Origin of the sequence: Providencia sp. PROV116 (assembly GCF_028482485.1) — a bacterium.
In the GTDB taxonomy this organism is placed as follows: domain Bacteria; phylum Pseudomonadota; class Gammaproteobacteria; order Enterobacterales; family Enterobacteriaceae; genus Providencia; species Providencia rettgeri.
Genome location: NZ_JAMPQO010000021.1, coordinates 108355 through 129281 on the forward strand (window position 1 = coordinate 108355; position 20927 = coordinate 129281).

At 39.9% G+C, this 20927-nt stretch carries 17 protein-coding genes; 11 read left to right on the top strand and 6 right to left on the bottom strand.

Features of this window, described 5'->3' with window-relative positions:
- The 3 genes from yidD to rpmH are packed head-to-tail and all read right to left on the bottom strand — an operon-like array spanning position 1 to position 749.
- Positions 1–261, bottom strand: coding sequence for a membrane protein insertion efficiency factor YidD (gene yidD / locus PSE72_RS14970; RefSeq protein ID WP_036959180.1), 261 nt, complete (start codon positions 259–261; stop codon positions 1–3).
- A complete protein-coding gene (rnpA, locus tag PSE72_RS14975; RefSeq protein ID WP_004906229.1) occupies positions 225–584 on the bottom strand; it encodes a ribonuclease P protein component in 360 nt (119 codons plus the stop codon). Before rnpA ends, yidD begins: the two co-directional genes overlap by 37 nt.
- A gap of 21 nt (positions 585–605) precedes the next feature.
- The gene (gene rpmH / locus PSE72_RS14980) at positions 606–749 is read right to left on the bottom strand and encodes a 50S ribosomal protein L34 (protein ID WP_004906236.1); all 144 of its coding nucleotides are present in this window, start codon (positions 747–749) and stop codon (positions 606–608) included.
- Positions 750–1508: 759 nt separating this feature from the next.
- Here rpmH and dnaA point away from each other — a divergent pair.
- From dnaA to PSE72_RS15015, 7 genes are all read left to right on the top strand, one after another.
- Positions 1509–2900 carry a chromosomal replication initiator protein DnaA gene (dnaA, locus tag PSE72_RS14985; protein ID WP_004906808.1) on the top strand — a complete coding sequence of 464 codons (1392 nt, stop codon included), beginning with the start codon at positions 1509–1511 and terminating at the stop codon, positions 2898–2900.
- A 5-nt stretch (positions 2901–2905) separates the two neighbouring features.
- Entirely contained in the window at positions 2906–4006 is a 1101-nt protein-coding gene (gene dnaN, locus PSE72_RS14990) for a DNA polymerase III subunit beta (RefSeq protein WP_004906806.1), read from the top strand.
- 9 nt (positions 4007–4015) lie between these two features.
- Entirely contained in the window at positions 4016–5110 is a 1095-nt protein-coding gene (gene recF / locus PSE72_RS14995; RefSeq protein ID WP_198642105.1) for a DNA replication/repair protein RecF, read from the top strand.
- Between the two features lie 18 nt (positions 5111–5128).
- Positions 5129–7543, top strand: coding sequence for a DNA topoisomerase (ATP-hydrolyzing) subunit B (gene gyrB, locus PSE72_RS15000; protein WP_115166292.1), 2415 nt, complete (start codon positions 5129–5131; stop codon positions 7541–7543).
- 298 nt (positions 7544–7841) lie between these two features.
- Positions 7842–10739: an autotransporter domain-containing protein gene (locus PSE72_RS15005; RefSeq protein ID WP_272690996.1), complete on the top strand. Its 2898-nt coding sequence runs from the start codon at positions 7842–7844 to the stop codon at positions 10737–10739.
- A gap of 209 nt (positions 10740–10948) precedes the next feature.
- Positions 10949–12532, top strand: a complete 1584-nt coding sequence (locus tag PSE72_RS15010; RefSeq protein WP_209102479.1) for a phosphoethanolamine transferase — start codon at positions 10949–10951, stop codon at positions 12530–12532.
- A gap of 74 nt (positions 12533–12606) precedes the next feature.
- Positions 12607–12954, top strand: coding sequence for a DUF1622 domain-containing protein (locus tag PSE72_RS15015; RefSeq protein ID WP_004906795.1), 348 nt, complete (start codon positions 12607–12609; stop codon positions 12952–12954).
- Positions 12955–13024: 70 nt separating this feature from the next.
- Here the strand turns inward: PSE72_RS15015 and asd are convergent, their stop codons facing one another.
- From asd to PSE72_RS15030, 3 genes are all read right to left on the bottom strand, one after another.
- The gene (gene asd, locus PSE72_RS15020) at positions 13025–14131 is read right to left on the bottom strand and encodes an aspartate-semialdehyde dehydrogenase (RefSeq protein ID WP_115166294.1); all 1107 of its coding nucleotides are present in this window, start codon (positions 14129–14131) and stop codon (positions 13025–13027) included.
- Between the two features lie 402 nt (positions 14132–14533).
- Entirely contained in the window at positions 14534–14674 is a 141-nt protein-coding gene (gene ykgO, locus PSE72_RS15025) for a type B 50S ribosomal protein L36 (protein ID WP_004906789.1), read from the bottom strand.
- Between the two features lie 2 nt (positions 14675–14676).
- Complete coding sequence (locus PSE72_RS15030) at positions 14677–14937, bottom strand: type B 50S ribosomal protein L31 (RefSeq protein WP_004906261.1); 261 nt, start codon at positions 14935–14937, stop codon at positions 14677–14679.
- 227 nt (positions 14938–15164) lie between these two features.
- On the opposite strand from PSE72_RS15030, the gene PSE72_RS15035 reads away from it, so the two are divergent.
- The 4 genes from PSE72_RS15035 to PSE72_RS15050 all read left to right on the top strand — a co-directional run bounded on the left by PSE72_RS15035 (position 15165) and on the right by PSE72_RS15050 (position 20875).
- Positions 15165–16361 carry an SGNH/GDSL hydrolase family protein gene (locus PSE72_RS15035; RefSeq protein WP_115166295.1) on the top strand — a complete coding sequence of 399 codons (1197 nt, stop codon included), beginning with the start codon at positions 15165–15167 and terminating at the stop codon, positions 16359–16361.
- Between the two features lie 297 nt (positions 16362–16658).
- On the top strand, positions 16659–17570 hold the full coding sequence (gene nagK / locus PSE72_RS15040; protein ID WP_115166296.1) for an N-acetylglucosamine kinase: 912 nt from the start codon (positions 16659–16661) through the stop codon (positions 17568–17570).
- Between the two features lie 389 nt (positions 17571–17959).
- Positions 17960–18598 carry an OB-fold-containig protein gene (locus tag PSE72_RS15045; protein ID WP_115166297.1) on the top strand — a complete coding sequence of 213 codons (639 nt, stop codon included), beginning with the start codon at positions 17960–17962 and terminating at the stop codon, positions 18596–18598.
- 75 nt (positions 18599–18673) lie between these two features.
- Complete coding sequence (locus PSE72_RS15050; protein WP_115166298.1) at positions 18674–20875, top strand: flotillin family protein; 2202 nt, start codon at positions 18674–18676, stop codon at positions 20873–20875.
- Positions 20876–20927 lie beyond the last annotated feature (52 nt).

The following is a 20927-nucleotide window of genomic DNA, read 5'->3' on the forward strand; positions in this document are numbered from 1 at the left end:
TTATAATTCTCTATTATCATCAGTTTTTCTAGGTGGGACAGGATCATCTCCACCAGCGTGTAAAGGGTGGCATTTTAATACGCGTTTCGCCGTTAACCAACTCCCTTTTAGCATACCAAACCTGCGCAATGCCTCAATTCCGTAATTTGAACAAGTAGGATTGAAGCGACAACGAGGCCCTAACAACGGGCTAATTGCCAGTTGGTAGCCTCTGATCAGCATGATCAGGATTTTTGAGCCAAGCGACGGTGACGACGCCATAACTTATCCAATGCTTCCGTGATCTGTTGATTGTCGAGATTAGCGACCCCTTTCCTTACCAATACCACAAAGTCCATTGAAGGCAACTCATGTTGATGCAGACGAAAATATTCACGCGCTAACCGTTTAATACGATTTCGCTCATGAGCTCGTTTAACATTTTTTTTGGCGATGGTAAGACCGATGCGGGGATGCCCCAGCTCGTTTAGGCGACCAAGGATTGTTATCTCTGGGGAACTCGCCCTCTGCGGCTGCTTAAAGACATTATCGAAATGCCTGGGAGTTAACAAACGTAACTCCCGGGTAAAAGCGAGCGTAACCACTTGAATAGAGGGCTAGCTTTATTACTTAGATGAAACGGTCAGACGAGCGCGGCCTTTAGCACGACGGCGAGCCAGAACCTGACGACCATTTTTAGTGGCCATACGAGCACGGAAACCGTGTGAACGGTTGCGCTTCAGTACGGACGGTTGAAAAGTGCGTTTCATAACGATTTCTACCTAACTTTTAAATTTATTACTGATTCAGTAAACGCGTTGGCAACCAGTGGAAACTGATTTACACCTGTGCCTCTATCGCAACAATATAGAAAGAGGCAGGATTGTAATAAAACATAGGGGGTCACGTCAATGAAATGACGCAATCAAACCACTTTTATTTATAGCCTGGCTGACCGGTTTGCCGACATATGTTGTGACAGCCGACGAATGATTACATTCGCATACTGGCTGAAAACCTGTTTTTTGCCCCGCCCCACCTAACATTAACGTTAAAATAAAGCGATATGACCCAACAAGTTTACCTCAGTTTCGTGTAAAAATCACATCTGTACTGTACACAGGGAGGAAGATTATACGGACTCCGACCCAAAGCGCAAGGATCTTCAAGAGATCTAAAAATATTTTTTGATCATACAGAATATTTACTGTAAATCGTCTAAAGTTATCCCCAGCATGTGGAAAAATGACGATAAATTTAGGTAGCCCAGTCTATTTCTTCTTTATAAGAGGGGCCTTATCACATTTACCTGTGGATAAAAAGCATAAAAACTGTGTAAAAGAATGGAGATCTCTGACTAATTTTGCGGTATGATCGCTGGTCTATTTCTGATCCATCGATCGGCAATATGCAGTAAGTAAGCGTTAATCTAAAATATTTTTGGGTCATAGCACTAAGAATGAGCCCGAGAAACTCTTTGTTTACATCCGTACTTCTTGTTCCATTGACCTTGTTTAGGGGAGTCCAACGTGTCACTTTCGCTTTGGCAGCAATGTCTTGCCCGATTGCAGGATGAACTACCTGCCACAGAATTCAGTATGTGGATACGACCCCTTCAAGCTGAATTAAACGACAATACACTGGCACTTTATGCCCCAAATCGTTTCGTTCTCGACTGGGTTAGAGACAAGTACATCAATAATATCAATGAATTATTGAATGACTTTTGTGGAACTGACGCGCCTGCACTACACTTTGAGGTAGGCAACAAACCGGTTACAGTCGCACCGGCAGCAACACAAGCACGTACAACTCAACAAGTACCTGCGTTTGCCGTTCCGTCAGCCCCAATTAAACCGAGTTGGGACAACTCAGCCAAAGTACAACCAGAAGTTGCTTATCGTTCTAATGTAAACCCTAAGCACACTTTTGATAACTTTGTTGAAGGTAAATCGAACCAATTGGCTCGCGCTGCTGCGAGGCAAGTGGCAGAAAATCCAGGTGGTGCCTACAACCCATTATTTCTTTATGGTGGGACAGGTTTAGGTAAAACCCACTTATTACATGCTGTCGGCAATAGTATTATGCAGCATAAAGCCAACGCTCGCGTGGTTTATATGCACTCTGAACGTTTTGTTCAAGATATGGTCAAAGCTCTACAGAACAACGCAATTGAAGAATTCAAACGTTATTACCGTTCTGTAGATGCGCTACTCATTGATGATATCCAGTTTTTTGCTAACAAAGAGCGCTCGCAAGAAGAATTTTTCCATACTTTTAATGCGCTACTAGAAGGCAATCAGCAAATTATTTTGACCTCTGACCGTTACCCAAAAGAGATTAACGGTGTGGAAGATCGCTTAAAATCGCGTTTTGGTTGGGGCCTAACTGTTGCAATCGAACCACCAGAGTTAGAAACTCGCGTGGCGATTTTAATGAAAAAAGCAGATGAAAATGAAATCCAACTTCCGGGTGAAGTGGCCTTTTTCATCGCCAAACGCCTTCGCTCGAACGTTCGTGAGTTAGAAGGGGCGTTAAATCGTGTGATTGCCAACGCAAACTTTACTGGCCGCGCGATTACTATCGATTTTGTCAGAGAAGCACTGCGTGACCTATTAGCACTACAAGAAAAGCTGGTAACTATTGATAATATTCAAAAAACAGTTGCTGAATATTATAAAATTAAGGTAGCAGATTTATTGTCTAAGCGCCGTTCCCGTTCTGTCGCGCGTCCGCGTCAGATGGCAATGGCACTGGCAAAAGAGCTGACTAACCATAGTTTACCTGAAATCGGGGATGCCTTTGGCGGCCGTGACCATACCACGGTGTTACATGCTTGCCGTAAAATTGAACAATTACGGGAAGAAAGCCATGACATCAAAGAAGATTTTTCTAATTTAATCAGAACATTATCATCTTAATTGCTATGAAATTTACAATAGAACGCGAGCAGTTATTAAAACCGTTACAACAGGTTAGTGGTCCTTTAGGTGGGCGTCCAACTCTGCCTATTTTAGGTAACCTTTTATTACAGGTAAAAGAAGGCACCCTCCAGCTCACAGGAACCGACCTTGAAATGGAGATGATGGCCAATGTTGCCCTAACAGGGGAGCACGAAATTGGCGCAACCACCGTGCCCGCACGCAAATTTTTTGATATCTGGCGTGGGCTACCTGAAGGTTCTGAAATTCATGTAGAGCTGAATGATGACAGACTGCTCGTCCGTTCTGGACGTAGCCGCTTTTCATTATCCACATTGCCAGCTGCTGACTTTCCAAACTTGGATGACTGGCAAAGCGAAGTGGAATTTTCTCTTCCGCAATCAATACTGAAACGTTTAATTGAAGCAACTCAATTTTCAATGGCGCACCAAGATGTCCGTTATTACCTTAACGGTATGCTATTTGAAACCGAAGACCAAATGCTCAGAACCGTTTCCACAGACGGTCACAGGCTTGCCGTGTGTGCGATGGATATTGGTCAATCGCTACCTTCTCATTCAGTGATAGTGCCTCGTAAAGGGGTCATTGAGTTAATGCGTTTGTTAGATGGTGGTGACACCCCTCTACAACTGCAAATCGGCAGTAATAATATTCGTGCTCACGTTGGGGATTTTATCTTTACCTCTAAATTGGTTGATGGTCGTTTCCCTGATTACCGCCGAGTACTACCGAAAAATCCAAACAAAACCTTAGAAGCACGCTGTGATTTACTCAAACAAGCCTTTTCTCGCGCTGCGATTTTATCGAATGAGAAATTCCGCGGTGTGCGTTTATATTTCAGTGAAAACCAACTGCGCATTACAGCTAATAACCCAGAGCAAGAAGAAGCTGAAGAAATTGTTGATGTTAGCTACCAAGGTACTGAGATGGAAATTGGCTTTAACGTCAGCTACATCTTAGATGTCTTAAATGCACTAAAAAGTGAAAATGTGCAACTTCTGTTAACCGATGCCGTTTCCAGTGTGCAGATTGAAGACGCTGACAGTAAAGCAGCGGTGTATGTTGTCATGCCAATGCGCTTGTAATCGGTATTTATGATCCTTTCGCGTTTATTGATCCGTGATTTTCGAAATATTGAAAACGCGGATCTCTCCCTTGCTAATGGGTTCAATTTTTTAATTGGCCCCAATGGGAGCGGTAAAACCAGCATATTGGAAGCCATATATACACTCGGTCATGGCCGTGCATTTCGCAGCATTCAAGCGAACCGGGTTATTCGTCATGAGCAAGAGCAATTCATTCTTCATGGTAAACTTAGCCATTTAGATGAACAGCGAAACGACCTTTCACTAGGTTTAAGCAAAAACCGTGATGGTGACAGTAAAGTTCGAATAGACGGTACTGATGGCCATAAAATTGCAGAGCTAGCAAAATTATTGCCAATGCAACTGATTACTCCTGAAGGATTTACTTTGCTAAATGGTGGTCCTAAATATCGACGTGCTTTTATTGATTGGGGTTGTTTTCACAATGACCCGCTGTTTTTTTCAGTATGGTCAGATTTAAAACGGTTATTAAAACAACGCAATGCCGCTTTACGGCAAGTTACTCGTTATGAGCAAATTCGTCATTGGGATAAACAACTGGCACCGCTTTCTGAGCAAATAAGCCAATGGCGCCATGACTATATTGCAGGTATTGCCGAAAATATCGAGCAAACTTGCCAACAATTTTTACCCGAATTTTCACTCTCAGTATCCTTCCAACGCGGTTGGGATAAAGAAATTGATTATTCAGAACAATTAGAGCGCCAATTTGAGCGTGATAGAGCGCTAACCTATACCGCTTCAGGGCCACATAAAGCTGATTTGCGTATTCGAGCAAATGGAACACCTGTTGAAGATATGCTTTCACGGGGCCAATTGAAGCTACTTATGTGTGCATTAAGATTAGCGCAGGGTGAGTTTTTCACCCATCAGAGCGGGCAACAATGCCTGTATCTACTGGATGATTTTGCTTCTGAACTTGATGCTGGCCGTCGCCAATTACTGGCAGCCCGCCTCAAAGCTACACAAGCGCAAGTGTTTGTCAGTGCCATTACACCTGAGCAAGTTAATGATATGATAGATGCAAATAGCAAGATGTTTAGTGTAGAACATGGCAAAATAGAAGTTCAACCTCAGGAATAGAAAGAGCAGGAAACGTTGATGTCGAATACATATGACTCCTCAAGTATCAAGGTATTAAAAGGACTGGATGCGGTGCGTAAGCGCCCGGGCATGTATATCGGTGATACAGACGATGGAACAGGTCTTCATCACATGGTTTTCGAGGTTGTCGACAACGCTATCGACGAAGCCCTCGCAGGCTTTTGTGATGATATCGTGATCACTATCCATGCCGATAACTCTATCTCCGTACAGGATGATGGACGTGGTATCCCTACAGGTATCCACGAAGAAGAAGGTGTATCAGCCGCAGAGGTTATCATGACCGTTCTGCACGCAGGCGGAAAATTTGATGACAACTCCTATAAAGTCTCCGGTGGTTTACACGGTGTTGGGGTTTCCGTTGTTAACGCCTTATCTGAAAAATTAGAATTAGTTATCCGCCGTGATGGCAAAGTTCATGAGCAAATCTACAAACACGGTGAGCCTCAAGGGCCTCTGACTGTTGTCGGTGAAACTGACCAAACAGGAACACGCGTTCGTTTTTGGCCAAGCATGGACACCTTTAAAGGTGTGACTGAATTTGAATATGATGTCTTAGCAAAACGCTTACGTGAGTTATCGTTCCTAAACTCAGGTGTTTCTATTAAGCTCGTCGATAAACGCGATGGCAAAGAAGACCATTTCCATTATGAAGGCGGTATCAAAGCCTTTGTTGAGTATTTAAGTCGTAATAAAACCCCTATCCACCCTTCTGTCTTTTATTTTTCAACTGAAAAAGACGGTATTGGCGTTGAAGTTTCAATGCAGTGGAATGATGGGTTCCAAGAAAATGTATACTGCTTCACCAATAACATTCCTCAGCGTGATGGGGGTACTCACCTCGCTGGTTTCCGTGCAGCAATGACACGCACATTAAATAACTACATGGAAAAAGAAGGCTATCAGAAGAAAAGCAAAGTCAACGCAACCGGTGACGATGCACGTGAAGGCCTGATTGCCGTTATTTCAGTAAAAGTTCCCGACCCTAAATTCTCATCACAAACCAAAGAAAAATTGGTCTCTTCTGAAGTGAAAACTGCGGTTGAAACGATGATGAACGAGAAATTAGTTGAGTATTTACTGGAAAATCCAAACGATGCAAAAATCGTTGTGGGCAAAATTATTGATGCCGCACGCGCACGTGAAGCGGCGCGCAAAGCTCGCGAAATGACTCGTCGTAAAGGCGCATTAGATTTAGCTGGCTTGCCAGGTAAACTGGCTGACTGCCAAGAACGTGACCCTGCACTATCTGAACTGTACCTTGTGGAAGGGGACTCCGCGGGCGGCTCTGCAAAACAAGGCCGTAACCGTAAGAACCAAGCCATTTTGCCACTGAAAGGTAAAATTCTAAACGTAGAAAAAGCGCGTTTCGATAAAATGCTGTCTTCACAAGAAGTAGCAACCCTGATTACGGCATTAGGCTGTGGTATTGGCCGTGATGAATACAATCCTGACAAACTGCGTTATCACAGCATCATTATAATGACGGATGCGGACGTCGATGGTTCGCACATTCGTACGTTACTGTTGACCTTCTTCTATCGCCAAATGCCTGAAATCGTTGAACGTGGTCATATCTTTATTGCTCAACCACCACTGTATAAAGTGAAACGTGGTAAACAAGAGCAGTACATTAAAGATGACGATGCGATGGACGATTACCTAATTTCTATCGCCCTTGATGGCGCAGAGCTGCATTTAAGTGCCGAAGCTCCAGCCATGAAAGGTGAAGAACTCGAAAAACTGGTTGTCGAATATAATGCCGCACACCGTATTATTCGTCGTCTTGAGCGCCTTTATCCTCAAGCCCTACTTAACAGCCTGGTTTATCAGTCAACCTTGACTGAAGATGATTTAAAAACCAGTGAAAAAGTAGATGAATGGGCTAAAACACTGGTTAAGCGCTTAGAAGATAACGAACAATTCGGTAGCACTTATAGCTATGCCATTAATGAAAACCGTGAACGTCAATTATTCGAGCCAACAATCCGTATTCGTACCCATGGTGTTGATACCGACTATAACCTCGATTTTGACTTTGTTCATGGCAGCGAATACCGCCGTATCACTCATTTAGGCGACTTAATCAGCGGCTTAATTGAAGAAGGTGCTTATATCAAGCGCGGTGAACGTCGCCAAGATATCAGTAACTTTGAAGAAGCTCTGGCTTGGTTAACACGTGAGTCTCGTCGTGGCCTATACGTACAACGTTATAAAGGTCTTGGTGAAATGAACCCAGAACAACTTTGGGAAACCACCATGAACCCAGAAACGCGCCGTATGATGCGTGTGACGGTGAAAGATGCGATTGCAACAGACTTACTATTCACCACATTAATGGGTGATGCTGTTGAGCCACGTCGTGCATTTATCGAAGAAAATGCCTTAAAAGCAGCGAATATTGATATCTAATTATTCAGCTAACTAAATAATATTTAATAACCCCATCCGAAAGTTTGGGGTTATTTTTTTGATTTTTTCTATAATTATTATCTTATTTTTATGATTTAATTAAACCAATAATAAAAAACAAAAAAAACGAAACTAATCAATACAAAACCACTTTACAAAGGAAAAAACAATTAAAAAATAAAGCTTAACGCTCTAATTAATAAGATTTTTTTATTTTCAAAACTGTCATAAAAAATAAACATATTATAAATAAACTCCGCAAAATAAAATTTTTACCAATAGCATCGGCGGAATTATAATGAGAAAAACTTTTATTTCAGCATCAATGACTTTATTGCCATTCATATTCATGAATACTCTAACAGCAAAAACTAATATTTTAGAATTAGAGAAAAATATTATTGATACAAGAGGTGTATGGCTTGAAGACATTAAAAATAATATTATTAATAATACGCCTAAAGAAGGCAGCGAAGTTGCTGAGCAAGATAGGCTTATTAGTAACGAATACATCAATATCACTGGTGAGCGGGAAAGTTTAGCACTCGCAGATAAATCCCAAGACTCAGGTTATTTATTTAACAGTTATCAAACGATACTGTTTGGTAAACATGATATTAATCTAAGAGATCATAACCAATATAAAGCAATCAGCTTATTACATGATACAAGTACTCGTGCCTATGATGAAAAAAAACAACGTACTAGGTCAATTGATTTTATTCTAAAAGATCATTTTAAACGCGGTCGTCCTTATCAAGTATTGGATGAAGAAGGTCACTATATTGCAGGCTATTCACAAATACAGGGCTCATCTTACCCTAGTGGCCATACGTGGAATGGTTTTAAGCAAGCTGCGGTATTGGCGATGATTTTTCCTGAAAAAGGCAGTGAAACTTTCAATCGAGCTATTGAATATGGTGAAAGCCGTGTGATTGTTGGCGCACACTTTGCCACTGATACAATCGCCTCTCGTGTAGGTAATTATTATTTATTGTCACAACTCCTATCCGATGAGAAAAATACCAAATTCATTGTTGATTCAGCAAAAAATATTCGTAATGATATCTCATCATCATGTTCAGATAATATACTAAATTGCTTAACAGCTTCTACTCCTATAACCAATGACCACATGGGTTATTATGGAAAAAAAGAAATACAAAATATATCAATGATCGAGCCTAAAAATATACCTAAAACGGCAGGTTATTTACTTCGATTACGTTTCCCTTACTTGAATAATGCACAATGGGATCATATTTTAGCCAGTACCGCATATCCAAGCCAATCAATTGCAGGTTGGAATATCAAAGAAAATGACCCAAACTCCTATTGGGGATTAATTAACTTACCTGCGGCTTATCAGGGTCCCTCTTATTTATATGAAAATTTTATCATTAATCAAGATACTAATGACTTTGATATTGCCAATTTTGGAAAGTTAGATGAATGGAAAAATAATATTCAAGGGACTGGAAAGTTAACAAAACAAGGCCAAGGGACATTAGTATTGTCAGGTAATAATACCTTTGCTGGCTTCACAGTAAATCAAGGCCATTTAGTCTTAACCGGCGAAAATAAATATTCGCAAAAATCCGACATTAATGGCGGAATGGTTACCCTTAAAAAACACTTAGACTCCGCAGTTGATATCCAAAAAGGAACGTTAGTTCTAGATGATGGAAAAATCAGTGCTTCTGTTAATATTAACCACCACGGTTTACTTATGGGCAATGGAAGCATTCGACAATTAACCGCCAACCAAGGTGCAGTCGTTGCACCCGGCCACTCAATTGGCACAATTAACATTGTTGATTCAGTAACTTTTACTCCAGGCAGCCATTATGTGGTTGAAATCAATCCAGCAGGTCAAAACGATAAGGTCATCAGCCAAGGCTCTGCTTCATTAAAAGGCGGTACCGTCAGTGTCACTCTTGAAAATCAAAATAGTCCGCTCTCTAAGCAAGATATCAACCGCTTATTTAATACAGAATATACAATATTAAGTGCTCAAAAAGGGGTTGATGGCCAATTTGATGGCGTTGTGCCTAATTACCAGTTTATTGGAACGACACTAAATTACACTCCCAAAAAAGTCACTCTTAAAATAGGGCGTAATAACACGGCATTTTCTAGTGCAGCAGCAACGCAAAACCAAATCGCCGTGGCTAAAGCTATTGAAACGCTTCCTACGCACCATACGCTTTATGACCGCACATTGAAAAGCCAAACAAAACAACAAGCTCAAGTGATATTTCGTGATGTTACTGGGCAAATATACGCAGACATATTATCCAACCAAATAAATAATAGCCGTCAGATTAAAGAGACGCTACTTGAACAAGCTCGCTTGTCTGAATTATGGAGTAGCGAAAACAAAGGCAATGTATGGGCAAAAATGCTCTATGATTGGGATAAAACAACTGGCGATAACAATGCCACTGGGTATCAATCATCAAATTATGGTCTATTGCTTGGAGCAAATAAACGTTTTATTAACGACAAAATGACTTTCGGTATCGCCGCAGGCTTTAGCCAAAGTGACTTATCTGGCCATCTTGGCCACGGTAATAGTAATAACTACCATGCTGCCATTTATGGTAGCGCTTTATGGCAGCCGCTTGCGGTTCGTGCAGGGCTTAGTCACACTTCACACCTCATTCATACTGAACGTTCAATCAGTAATGGTACGAGTCACTCTGCAAGCTATTACACCAATACCCATCAGGCATTTATGGAGCTGGCCTATCCAATCAACTCAAATTGGATGAATATTGAGCCATTTACCAATCTCACTTATATCAGCGCGATGAACCATGCAATTAATGAGAATATTAGCAGCACATCACTGCAGGCGCGTAAGCAACGCATCAATACAACGCTTTCAACTGTTGGGCTACGTCTTGATAATCAATGGAAACTAGGTAAAACATCAAATATTGGTTTGCATGGTGAGCTTAACTGGCAATATCAATATGGGAATCTGAATAGAGGTATAAAACTGAATTTTTCCGATACCACGAGCTCATTTATGACACAAAGTGTTCCTACATCACGCCATGGAATGGCATTAAAAGTCGGTACCGATATCAATATAAAAGAAAATACTAAGCTATCAATTAATTATAATAAATTTTTATCAAAAAATTATAGTGATAACAATATTGATGCCAAAATTGCGGTAACTTTCTAAATCAATATGTCACCTCCCCTCGCAAGTTGTGAGGGGCAGGTCATGACTAAACATCACGAGATTTTACAGTTTTTTACGCCATTATTTTGATTACCTTACCTTTTTTTATGTTATAAACGAACAATGTCTTAAGTTAATTAGATGTTAACTTATTATTTTTAATTGCCTCTATAACCTCAGGTAAGGTCAAAAATACTTAAAATAACACTATGATACGCCAAATTATTATTTTAATTTATGCATTATTGATATCTATAACTCCTGTGTTTTTCAGTGGAGATGTTAGCAATATCGCGGATATTGCCATCGTAATTTCAGGAGCGCTGATAATACTGTTATGTGCAGGTATCTATCGTTTTTTGCTTGGCAAAATTTTCACGGTGTTTGTTTCACTCCTGTGGGCTCTCAATTTATCTGTTTCATTTTTCTTTTATCAAAAGCACGATATCCGCTTTTCTTCTTCGATTGCAGAAACTTTTATCAATACCAATAGCAGTGAAACGGTAGGAATGCTTTCCTATAACATTGGTTATGTTATATTTTATCTTTTTGTTTTTTCAGCTTATTTTACATGTATTCATCAATGCGCAAAATACATGAATCGCCGTATCACAGCGATAAGTATGGCGCTAATTTGTGGCTATCTATTAGCCATTCCAGCCTATTACGCATCATTATTTAATAAACCTGATAGCGCGTTATTGATCACGGAAAAATACTTCTTAAATACTCCCTTCTACAATGCCGCGGCTTTAGTCAAAAACTTATATGAAAACCGGGGGATAAAAAAAATATCATCACAGAAAGTTGCTTTTAATTACCAGAAAAAAACCTCTGATACTGAAATCTATGTACTTGTCATCGGTGAATCATTACGCCGTGACCATATGGGCTTTTATGGCTATCAATATGATACAACACCTAATTTAAATCAGCGGAAATCTCAGATATTGGCTTTTCAACAAGCGTATTCTCCAGCACCAGTGACTATATTGTCGGTTCCTATTTCACTGTCTAATATTCGCTTTGAGCAAATGCAGGATAAATCACACTATTCAGACAATATCATTTCATTAGCCAATCATGCGGGCTTTAAAACCTACTGGATCAGCAACCAAGGCAAAACCAATAAACGTACCAGTATCATTTCTGCTATTGCCTCTATGTCGCAAAAGAAAACTTGGAACGAATTTGTCGGCTATGACGAAGAGCTACAAGATGACTTCAAGAACGCTATCAATGACCCCACTGATAAGAAAAAACTCATTGTTTTACATACATATGGTAGCCATGAACCAGCCTGTAACCGCTTTCCTGAAACTGAGCTAAAAACATTTAGTGGCCAAGAAGATGACGATTGCTACGACAGTTCAATTGCTTATACCGATAAATTTATCGAAAACCTTATGCAGCAACTCGAAGGTAAACCTGCAACGTTGATGTACTATTCAGATCACGCATTGCAACGCTTAGACAGTGATAACAATATTCACTACCATCATGGTGTTAACAACCCAAGAAAAGAAGCCTATGAAATCCCCTTGCTGATTTGGTACAGCCAAAGTGCGAGTAAACCAAGTATCAACCCAGAAAATTTGCAGTCCCCCTATTCTACAGCGAATAATTATTGGCTAATCAGTGATTGGCTTAATATACAACAAGGCGCAGAGCAAGCTTGCTTATCGCCTTTACGTAAATGTTATCAACCCAACAAAAATATTCAGGTAATCGATGGAAATCGAAATATTTTATCCATTAGTCAATTACCTTCTGAGACGATAGATCCACAATAAAACTCGATATTTTGCCAATATTTGCTCATAGTTAACAAATATGAATCCAGCTTACTTATCGAGTCGAGGTCTTAATGTTCGATTTAGTTTTTTTACGTGAATTACTGGTGTCTAGTGTTCACGTACTCCAGTTACTTTTAGAAGCTATTTCAGTCATCTGCGTGGTGATTGGGTTAGTAAAGACCCTGATAGTCTGGATACGCACCCAGAAATCACGTAAGGCTCGTTATTGTTTTGGTGATTGGTTAGCAACTGCATTAGAGTTCCAGCTCGCTGCTGATATTTTAGCAACGACCGTCGACCCAGATTTAGATAGCCTTATCAAATTAGGTATCATTGCCGTGATCCGTACCTTCTTAAACTACTTCTTAGCAAAAGAGTTAGAACATCAGCCTCCGCAGAATGACCCCGCTCGTCATTAATTTAGGCACAAAAAAACCTGCACATTTTAGTGTGCAGGTTAATATAAAATTACTGATTACAGTTCAGAAACTATAGCAAAATACGTAACATACGACGAAGCGGCTCAGCGGCGCCCCACAGTAATTGGTCACCAACCGTAAAGGCAGATAGGTATTCAGGGCCCATATTCAGTTTACGTAATCGACCAACAGGGGTGCTAAGCGTACCAGTTACTGCCGCAGGTGTTAACTCACGCATGGTGATTTCACGGTCATTAGGAACCACTTTCACCCAATCATTATGCGAGGCAAGTAATTGCTCAACTTCATTCAACGGAACATCTTTTTTCAGCTTCAATGTGAAAGCTTGGCTATGGCAACGCAACGCACCAATACGTACACATAAACCATCAACAGGAATAATATGACTTCCTGTCGCAAGAATTTTGTTAGTTTCTGCTTGGCCTTTCCACTCTTCGCGGCTTTGTCCGTTTTCTAATGCTTTATCAATCCATGGGATCAGGCTACCTGCTAATGGTACGCCGAATGCATCCGTTGGCATTGTGCCACTACGAGTGAAGTCTGTGACTTTTTTCTCGATATCTAAAATAGCTGAGGCCGGGTCTTGGAGTTCTTTAGCAACTTGTGTGTGTAAAGACCCCATTTGTACCAGAAGCTCACGCATATTACGTGCCCCAGCCCCTGATGCCGCTTGATACGTTGCCACAGATGCCCATTCCACTAAATTATTAGTGAACAGCCCACCTAAAGACATCAGCATCAAACTTACCGTACAATTCCCACCGACAAAGGTCTTAATGCCTTTATTTAAGCCGTCTTGGATATGTTGGTTGTTCACGGGATCAAGAATAATAATCGCATCATCTTTCATACGTAATGAAGACGCAGCATCAATCCAATAGCCATTCCAACCTGATTCACGAAGTTTAGGATAAACTTCGTTGGTGTAATCGCCGCCTTGGCAACTAATAATGATATCCAATGCTTTTAGCGCATCAATATCAAAAGCATCCTGTAAAACATCACGATGACCACCGTAGACAGGGGCTTCTTCACCCTGTTGTGAGGTGGTAAAGAAAACAGGATGAATCGCATCAAAATCACGTTCTTCTACCATTCTCTGCATCAATACTGAGCCGACCATTCCTCGCCAGCCAACAAACCCGACATTTTTCATTTTTACTCACCCTGTTCGTTTAAATTTTCACCAAAAAATTTCCAGTTCCGACTCTACAACATGGGTACTGTCATTTTTATCATTCACCCAAATTGAAACTAGAAATTTTTCGGATGTATCTTGCGTTATATCATTCGAGTTGCAGGTAAGCGACAAGTGATTCGTCAGTCTGAGCGTAGTCAACACCCATGCAACTTGAAGGATGATAAGTATAAACTTGACAAAATATGTACCAGTGCGCAAGTGAATTTCATCACTAATAATAAGAAGATTAGTAATCATGCTAATAATCGAAGAAATCAGTGGATAAAATACAAATAAAAAAAAGCCATCGCACAGAGCAATAACTACGATGGCTAAAAATGAAAAATACAGGAAAATTGCTATAGGTGAATAAAAATACTAACGTTTTTTCTTACAGCCTTGCACCGCTTTAAAGCGCGGGTTTGTTTTGCATATCACATACACTCGGCCACGGCGGCGAACAACTTGGCAATCTGGATGACGGGTTTTTGCCGTTTTTAATGAACTCAGTACTTTCATCTTTATTTACCCTCTGACTGTAAAAAACGACCAAAACGCTTCTGGAACTGTGCCGTTTTACCTTCCTGAGAAATCATTTTCTGTTTACCGGTATAAAACGGATGTGACTGAGAAGAAACATCAAGAGTGACATATGGAAATATTTCACCTTCATATTCAATTGTTTTTTCAGTCTTTATTGTTGATCCTACTTTGAAATAGGCATCAGCACTTGTGTCATGGAAAACCACGGTACGGTATTGTGGATGGATCCCCTGTTTCATAATAACCACCTAAATGTAATGTTATAATATAACAATACATTCTTTTAAAAAGTGATGCAATAACTTTGTCGACAACAATAACAATTAGCGCACAATTCTTTGTTTTATATGCATTACTTTCTTAATTATTAGCCCTATCACTATAGATAAATAGTCTTTATTTGATACCGAGTTTGTCTGTTGATTGATAGTTTTATCGAGAAGCATCCCAATCAATAAGGACTCCTATGAAATCGATAGCCAATAGTGCTCCGTGTGCAGTTACACACATACCTAATTCAGCTGCATCCTATGACACTAATCTAGTCTTGGGAAAAATAGCATCGATCAAAAATCACTCACCGCAGAGAACTCCCAATAATATCGGTAGCAACATTTCTGTACTACCTAATAAAGGTAGAGCTAAAGGAGCGCCTTCATTTCATATAATGACAAAAACCCCCGTCGACGATGTAGATGGCTCACTTTGGGGCAAATATACAGAAAAAAGAATTCCTGGAAAGTCATTTCAATTAGCTATAGCCTATTCAAATAAATTTAATATAGGGAAAAAAGAACCGATAACCTATTTTGATAGCATCACGGTTATTGGTGACAGCTTATCTGACTCTGAAGGAAGGATGTATAAAAAATCGGGTGGATTACTCACTAATGCTAACCAATACCATGATGGACGATTCACGAATGGTTTCACATGGCCTGAATTTCTCACCATACCAAATATGATGCTAAGCCATTCCAGTAAAGGTAAAGTCACACTCACGAATAAGTCGGAAGGTGGTTCAACTTGTGCACCTTATTTTAAGTCCACACTTCACCCTCAATTTGCCATACTTTCAAATATCGAAAAACAAACAAGACACCTTAAGTTTGATGACAAAAGTTTAAGTATTATTTTTCTTGGTGCCAATGACTATATGACCTATTCGAAGGAAAATGTCGATGTCGTTATCTCTAGTCAAGAAAAAACAATCAAAAAAATGATCAAAAATGGCGCGAAAAATATTCTAGTAATGGGGATTCCTGATCTATCCCAAACCCCTGCAATAAAAACCAGCTCACCGAAAAAACAACGAAAAATACAAAATCTCAGCATAGAGCATAATAATAAGCTTCAGACCCTAGTTAATCTCTTAAAATTAAACAAAAACATTAACATTAATTACTTCAATGTTAATAATGTCATGAAAAATATAACTAATGTCGTTGGCGACATAAATAAAAACTCGCCGGGAGCATATAATATAGAAAAAGCTTTTACTAATGGTTATATTCGCCGTGATAATACCGCGCCATTAGAAATTGATCCCCATTATGTTTTTATCGATGATGTTCATCCTACTCAGGAAGTCCATAACATTATTGCGATGGAATTGCATGATTTTATCTTAAAAAAGTACAACCCACTAAACAACAAAAAATAATGCTTTATTTATCAATCAAGGCTAGTAGGTATCTGCTAACTTTGATTGATAATGCGAGATAAAAGCATGATTTTCTTACTTTGTTTTATCAGGAGAAAATCAATAACTTATTTGACTTTCCTCCAAACATTGCATGTTTGTCAGCTGTCTGTAGCTAGCTTCATGTGAATATAAAAATAAATATTAAATCAATAATTCTTTCATCAAATAACTTTTGTATAATCAGGTTAATTAGCACTTTCATTTATTATTTATCATATAGATACATGATACATAAATAACTAAAGGATGATGAAAATGTATTACGGCTTTGACATGGGTGGGACAAAAATTGAACTTGCCGTCTTTGACAACGAACTAAATCAGGTCTGGCAAAAACGTGTCCCCACACCTAAAGATGATTACCAAACGCTCTTAAATACGTTTCTCGAACTCACACTGGAAGCAGATGAAAAATTTAACTGCCAAGGAAAAGTGGGTGTTGGTGTTCCTGGTATCGTAAACCACGCTGAAGGAACCGTTTTTACAACCAATGTCCCTACCGCTCAATATAAGCCTTTAATTCATGATCTTGCTAATATATTACAGCGCCCAGTAAAAGTGGAAAATGATGCCAATTGCTTTGCATTATCAGAAGCTTGGGATCCTGATTTCAAACGCTATCCAACTGTACTTGGCTTAATTTTAGGTACCGGTGTAGGCGGTGGGTTCATTATCAATGGTAAAGTTTTATCCGGTAAAAATGGAATTGCAGGGGAAATAGGCCACATGAACCTCAGTGTTCGTGGAGCAAAATTGTTAGGGGAAAAAGTTCCTGAAATAACTTGCGGCTGTGGCCAAACTGCTTGCTTTGAAACCTACCTATCAGGCCCAGGTTTTGAGCGTATTTATTCCTCATTCACCAATGAAAAACGTTCAGCTATCGAAATTATCGAGCAATATAAACAAGGCGATATCCAAGCAAAAGAACATGTTAACCGCTATATGTCATTACTTGCGATGTTTATGGGGCAAATTGTCACTGTTTTTGACCCCGATTTAGTGGTGATTGGCGGAGGATTATCGCAGTTTGAAGAGATCTATAAACAACTACCAGGAGTGCTTCCACAATATCTTTATGGCATTGCGACATTACCTGCAATCGAAAAAGCACGTTATGGTGACTCTGGAGGCGCAAGAGGTGCCGCATTCCTCAACTTAATAGACTAATCTTACTTTTTTGCGCTTCATAACGGTTTTCATCCATGAAGCGCGAATTTATCACTTTAATCTTATTTATTTTCCCCATTTTGTACTTTAAACACGCTTATTATAGTTGAGAATGATTATCATCAACTTAGTTATTAATGGTAAAATCCTATCTCATTAATGGCTTACTATTATTGATAACACTTTAGGAATAACTTCATCAAATAAAACTGGATAAACAACCAGTACTATAAGAGACTTCAAAAAATTAAAAGTGCTTATAGACTAGTCTGATACTGCTATTAATTAAAAAATATATTATTAAGCTAAATTATTTTATGGTGATAAATTAAACAAACGTTACTTTTCGCGTAAGCTCAATAATGCATTAATAATAAAGAGAAAACCCTATGAGTTTGTTTTTCCATAACAGTTTGATGTTCCCGACAATTATCTTTAGTGGCTTACTAATCATTGTTTTATTTTATTGGTTATGTGCCGCTTTTGGCTTATTGGATATCGACGTATTTAATCTTGATACCGAATTTGATGCTGGTATTGATGCAGCTGGTTTTGCTGGCTGGTTAACCAAGCTTGGCTTAGCCGGAATCCCTGTCACCATTATTGTCACACTATTTACTCTTTTTGGTTGGATAATCAGTTATTTCAGCGTACATGTCTTCATTCGCTTCATTGATACTGATTTATTACGCTATCTCGTCAGCTTCGCCGTTTTTGCGATCACCCTATTTATCTCTCTTCATTTAACCGCTTTGTGCTTAAAACCTGTGCGCAAAAAATTGGTGAGTCTCAATAAACCCAAAACAGTACAACAGCTTATTGGTAAATACGCTACTGTACGTTCGGGAACAGTAAGTGAACAAAATGGTGAGGCGCTATTAGAAGATGGTGGAGCTGGGTTAATTTTACAAATACGCGCCCCATCCTCCGAACAGTTAAAACGCGGTGATCATGTTGTCATCATTAGCTATGACGCAGCATCGCACAGTTATCAAGTTGTCAGTGAAAATGAATTTCGCCACGGATAACTTCTCTTTTTAAAAATAAATATCTTGCTTGCATAATCGAAATGACGTCATCGTCAGAACCAATGGAGAATCAATATGGACTTGGCTGCACTAATGCCCTTTTTAACAATTATCGGGGGGATCATCCTAGTTATTTTAGGGTTCTTTGGGTTATTCAAAGCCTTCTATATCAAAGTTCCACAAGGTACTGCTTTGATTGTCAATGACATGTCATCACAACCTAAAGTGCATTTTACAGGGGCATTAGTTTACCCTGTCATCTACAAAAAAGAATTCATGCGCATTTCATTGTTAACACTTGAAGTTGACCGTCGAGGTAAAGATGGCTTGATTTGCCACGATAACTTACGTGCTGATATCACAGTTGCTTTCTATTTGCGTGTAAACGAAACGACGGAAGATGTCCTAAAAGTTGCAAAAGCTATCGGTGTTGACCGTGCATCAGACCATCAAGCAGTCAGTGCTTTATTCAGCGCAAAATTCTCTGAAGCCTTAAAAACAGTAGGTAAGCAACTGGATTTAGCTACCTTATTTGAAAACCGACAAGATTTCCGTGATCGCATTGTTGATGTGATAGGAAAAGATCTTAACGGCTATGCTCTTGAAGATGTGGCGATTGATTACCTAGAACAAACACCAAAATCAGCGTTAGACCCAAACAATATCTTTGACTCCGAAGGTATTCGTAAAATTACTGAAATCACTGCGATTCACAATATTGAAACTAACCAAAAAGAACGTGACCAAGAACTGGCTATTCAAAAGAAAAATGTTGAAACTCGCGAAGCAAGTTTGGCCCTAGAGCGCCAACAAGCCGATGCCGAAGCGCGTCAAAAACGTGAAATTGATAATATTCGTGCGCGTGAACAAGCTGAAACTTTACGTGTTCAAGAAGAAGAACGTCTAAAATCAGAACAAGCTCGTATCCAAACTCAGCAAGAAATTGAAATTCGTGAAGAAAACCGCATGCGCGAAGTTGAAGTCGCCCAACAAAACCGTACTCGTGCAGTCGCCATCGAAGAAGAACGAGTGAGCCGCGCACGTGAGCTCGAAATTGTTGCCCGTGAAAGAGAAGTTGAATTACAGCGTATAGAAAAAGAAAAAGCTCTCGAAGAAGAACGTAAAAATATCTCCAATGTTATACGTGAACGTGTAGCCGTTGAAAAAACCGTGGCACAAGAAGAAGAACGAATCAAAGAAGTTCGTGAAATATCTGAAGCTGAACGCATGCGCCAAGTCACCGTGATTAACGCACAAGCAGAAGCCGAAGAATCATTAGTTCGCCAAGTGAAAAAAGCCGAAGCGGATGAGGCCAGCGCTAAGCACCGTGCAGAAGAAATAAGCACCATGGCACAAGCAGAGTTAGAAGCATCGGCAAAACAAGCCGAAGCCAAAAAACGCTTAGCTGAAGGAGTAGAAGCCGAACACGCGGCATTAGGTTTAGCAGAAGCTCGAGTTCGCCAAGCAACCGCAGAGGCAGAAGAAAAAGAAGGGCTTGTTCTTGCCAATATTACGGCTGAGAAACTGTTAGCAGAAGCTCGTGGGCTGAAAGAAAAAGGCTTAACGGAAGCTCAAGTAATGGAAGCCAAAGCTAAAGCAGAACAACAACAAGGGTTTGCTGAAGCAAAAATCCTTGAAGAGAAATTAGCCGCCCAAGCTCGCGGTGAAGAACAACAAGCAAATGCCAAAGAAAAACTAGGCTTGGCTGATGCGAAAGTACTGGAAGAAAAACTGGCAGCACAAGCTCGAGGGGAAGGCCAATTAGGTTCGGCACAAGCAGAGGTTATCCGCCAACGCCTGAAAGCTGAAGCCGATGGTTTAACTGACAAATTTAAATCAATGGATCACCTCAGTGATACCGCTCGTTCTCACGAAGAGTTCCGCATGCGCCTTGAGAAAGAGTTCGAACAAGCCATGGCCTCTATCGACGCTAATAAAGAAATTGCCCGAGAGCAAGCTGATGTATTGGCTGCAGCACTTAGCAAAACTAATATTGAAATTGTGGGCGGCGATGGCAGCTTCTTCAATACTTTCTCTAAAGCACTAAGCCTCGGCAAAGCCGTTGATGGTTTTATGGGTAAAAGTAGTTTTGCAAAAGAAAATGTAGAAAAACTCATTAATCGTAGCAAAGAAGACAAAAAAGTTGATATTGCCGCATTATTGAAAAACCCTGAAGTTCAAGATCTTATAAACGGTTTTATGGCAGCTAAAGGGGCTAATCAGCCAGCAAAAACTGTCATATCAAAACCGATTCCACCAACGGATGACCAACTGTAAACCTTTGGTACATTGGGGTAGTGAACCTACCCCTCATTGTTTTCCATTTTTA

Coding starts and splice junctions, on each gene's coding strand:
- yidD (WP_036959180.1), bottom strand. CDS start 261: ATGGCGTCGTCACCGTCGCTTGGCTCAAAAATCCTGATCATGCTGATC.
- asd (WP_115166294.1), bottom strand. CDS start 14,131: ATGAAAAATGTCGGGTTTGTTGGCTGGCGAGGAATGGTCGGCTCAGTA.
- PSE72_RS15005 (WP_272690996.1), top strand. CDS start 7,842: ATGAGAAAAACTTTTATTTCAGCATCAATGACTTTATTGCCATTCATA.
- PSE72_RS15010 (WP_209102479.1), top strand. CDS start 10,949: ATGATACGCCAAATTATTATTTTAATTTATGCATTATTGATATCTATA.
- dnaN (WP_004906806.1), top strand. CDS start 2,906: ATGAAATTTACAATAGAACGCGAGCAGTTATTAAAACCGTTACAACAG.
- recF (WP_198642105.1), top strand. CDS start 4,016: ATGATCCTTTCGCGTTTATTGATCCGTGATTTTCGAAATATTGAAAAC.
- PSE72_RS15035 (WP_115166295.1), top strand. CDS start 15,165: ATGAAATCGATAGCCAATAGTGCTCCGTGTGCAGTTACACACATACCT.
- PSE72_RS15015 (WP_004906795.1), top strand. CDS start 12,607: ATGTTCGATTTAGTTTTTTTACGTGAATTACTGGTGTCTAGTGTTCAC.
- ykgO (WP_004906789.1), bottom strand. CDS start 14,674: ATGAAAGTACTGAGTTCATTAAAAACGGCAAAAACCCGTCATCCAGAT.
- nagK (WP_115166296.1), top strand. CDS start 16,659: ATGTATTACGGCTTTGACATGGGTGGGACAAAAATTGAACTTGCCGTC.
- gyrB (WP_115166292.1), top strand. CDS start 5,129: ATGTCGAATACATATGACTCCTCAAGTATCAAGGTATTAAAAGGACTG.
- PSE72_RS15030 (WP_004906261.1), bottom strand. CDS start 14,937: ATGAAACAGGGGATCCATCCACAATACCGTACCGTGGTTTTCCATGAC.
- PSE72_RS15045 (WP_115166297.1), top strand. CDS start 17,960: ATGAGTTTGTTTTTCCATAACAGTTTGATGTTCCCGACAATTATCTTT.
- PSE72_RS15050 (WP_115166298.1), top strand. CDS start 18,674: ATGGACTTGGCTGCACTAATGCCCTTTTTAACAATTATCGGGGGGATC.
- rpmH (WP_004906236.1), bottom strand. CDS start 749: ATGAAACGCACTTTTCAACCGTCCGTACTGAAGCGCAACCGTTCACAC.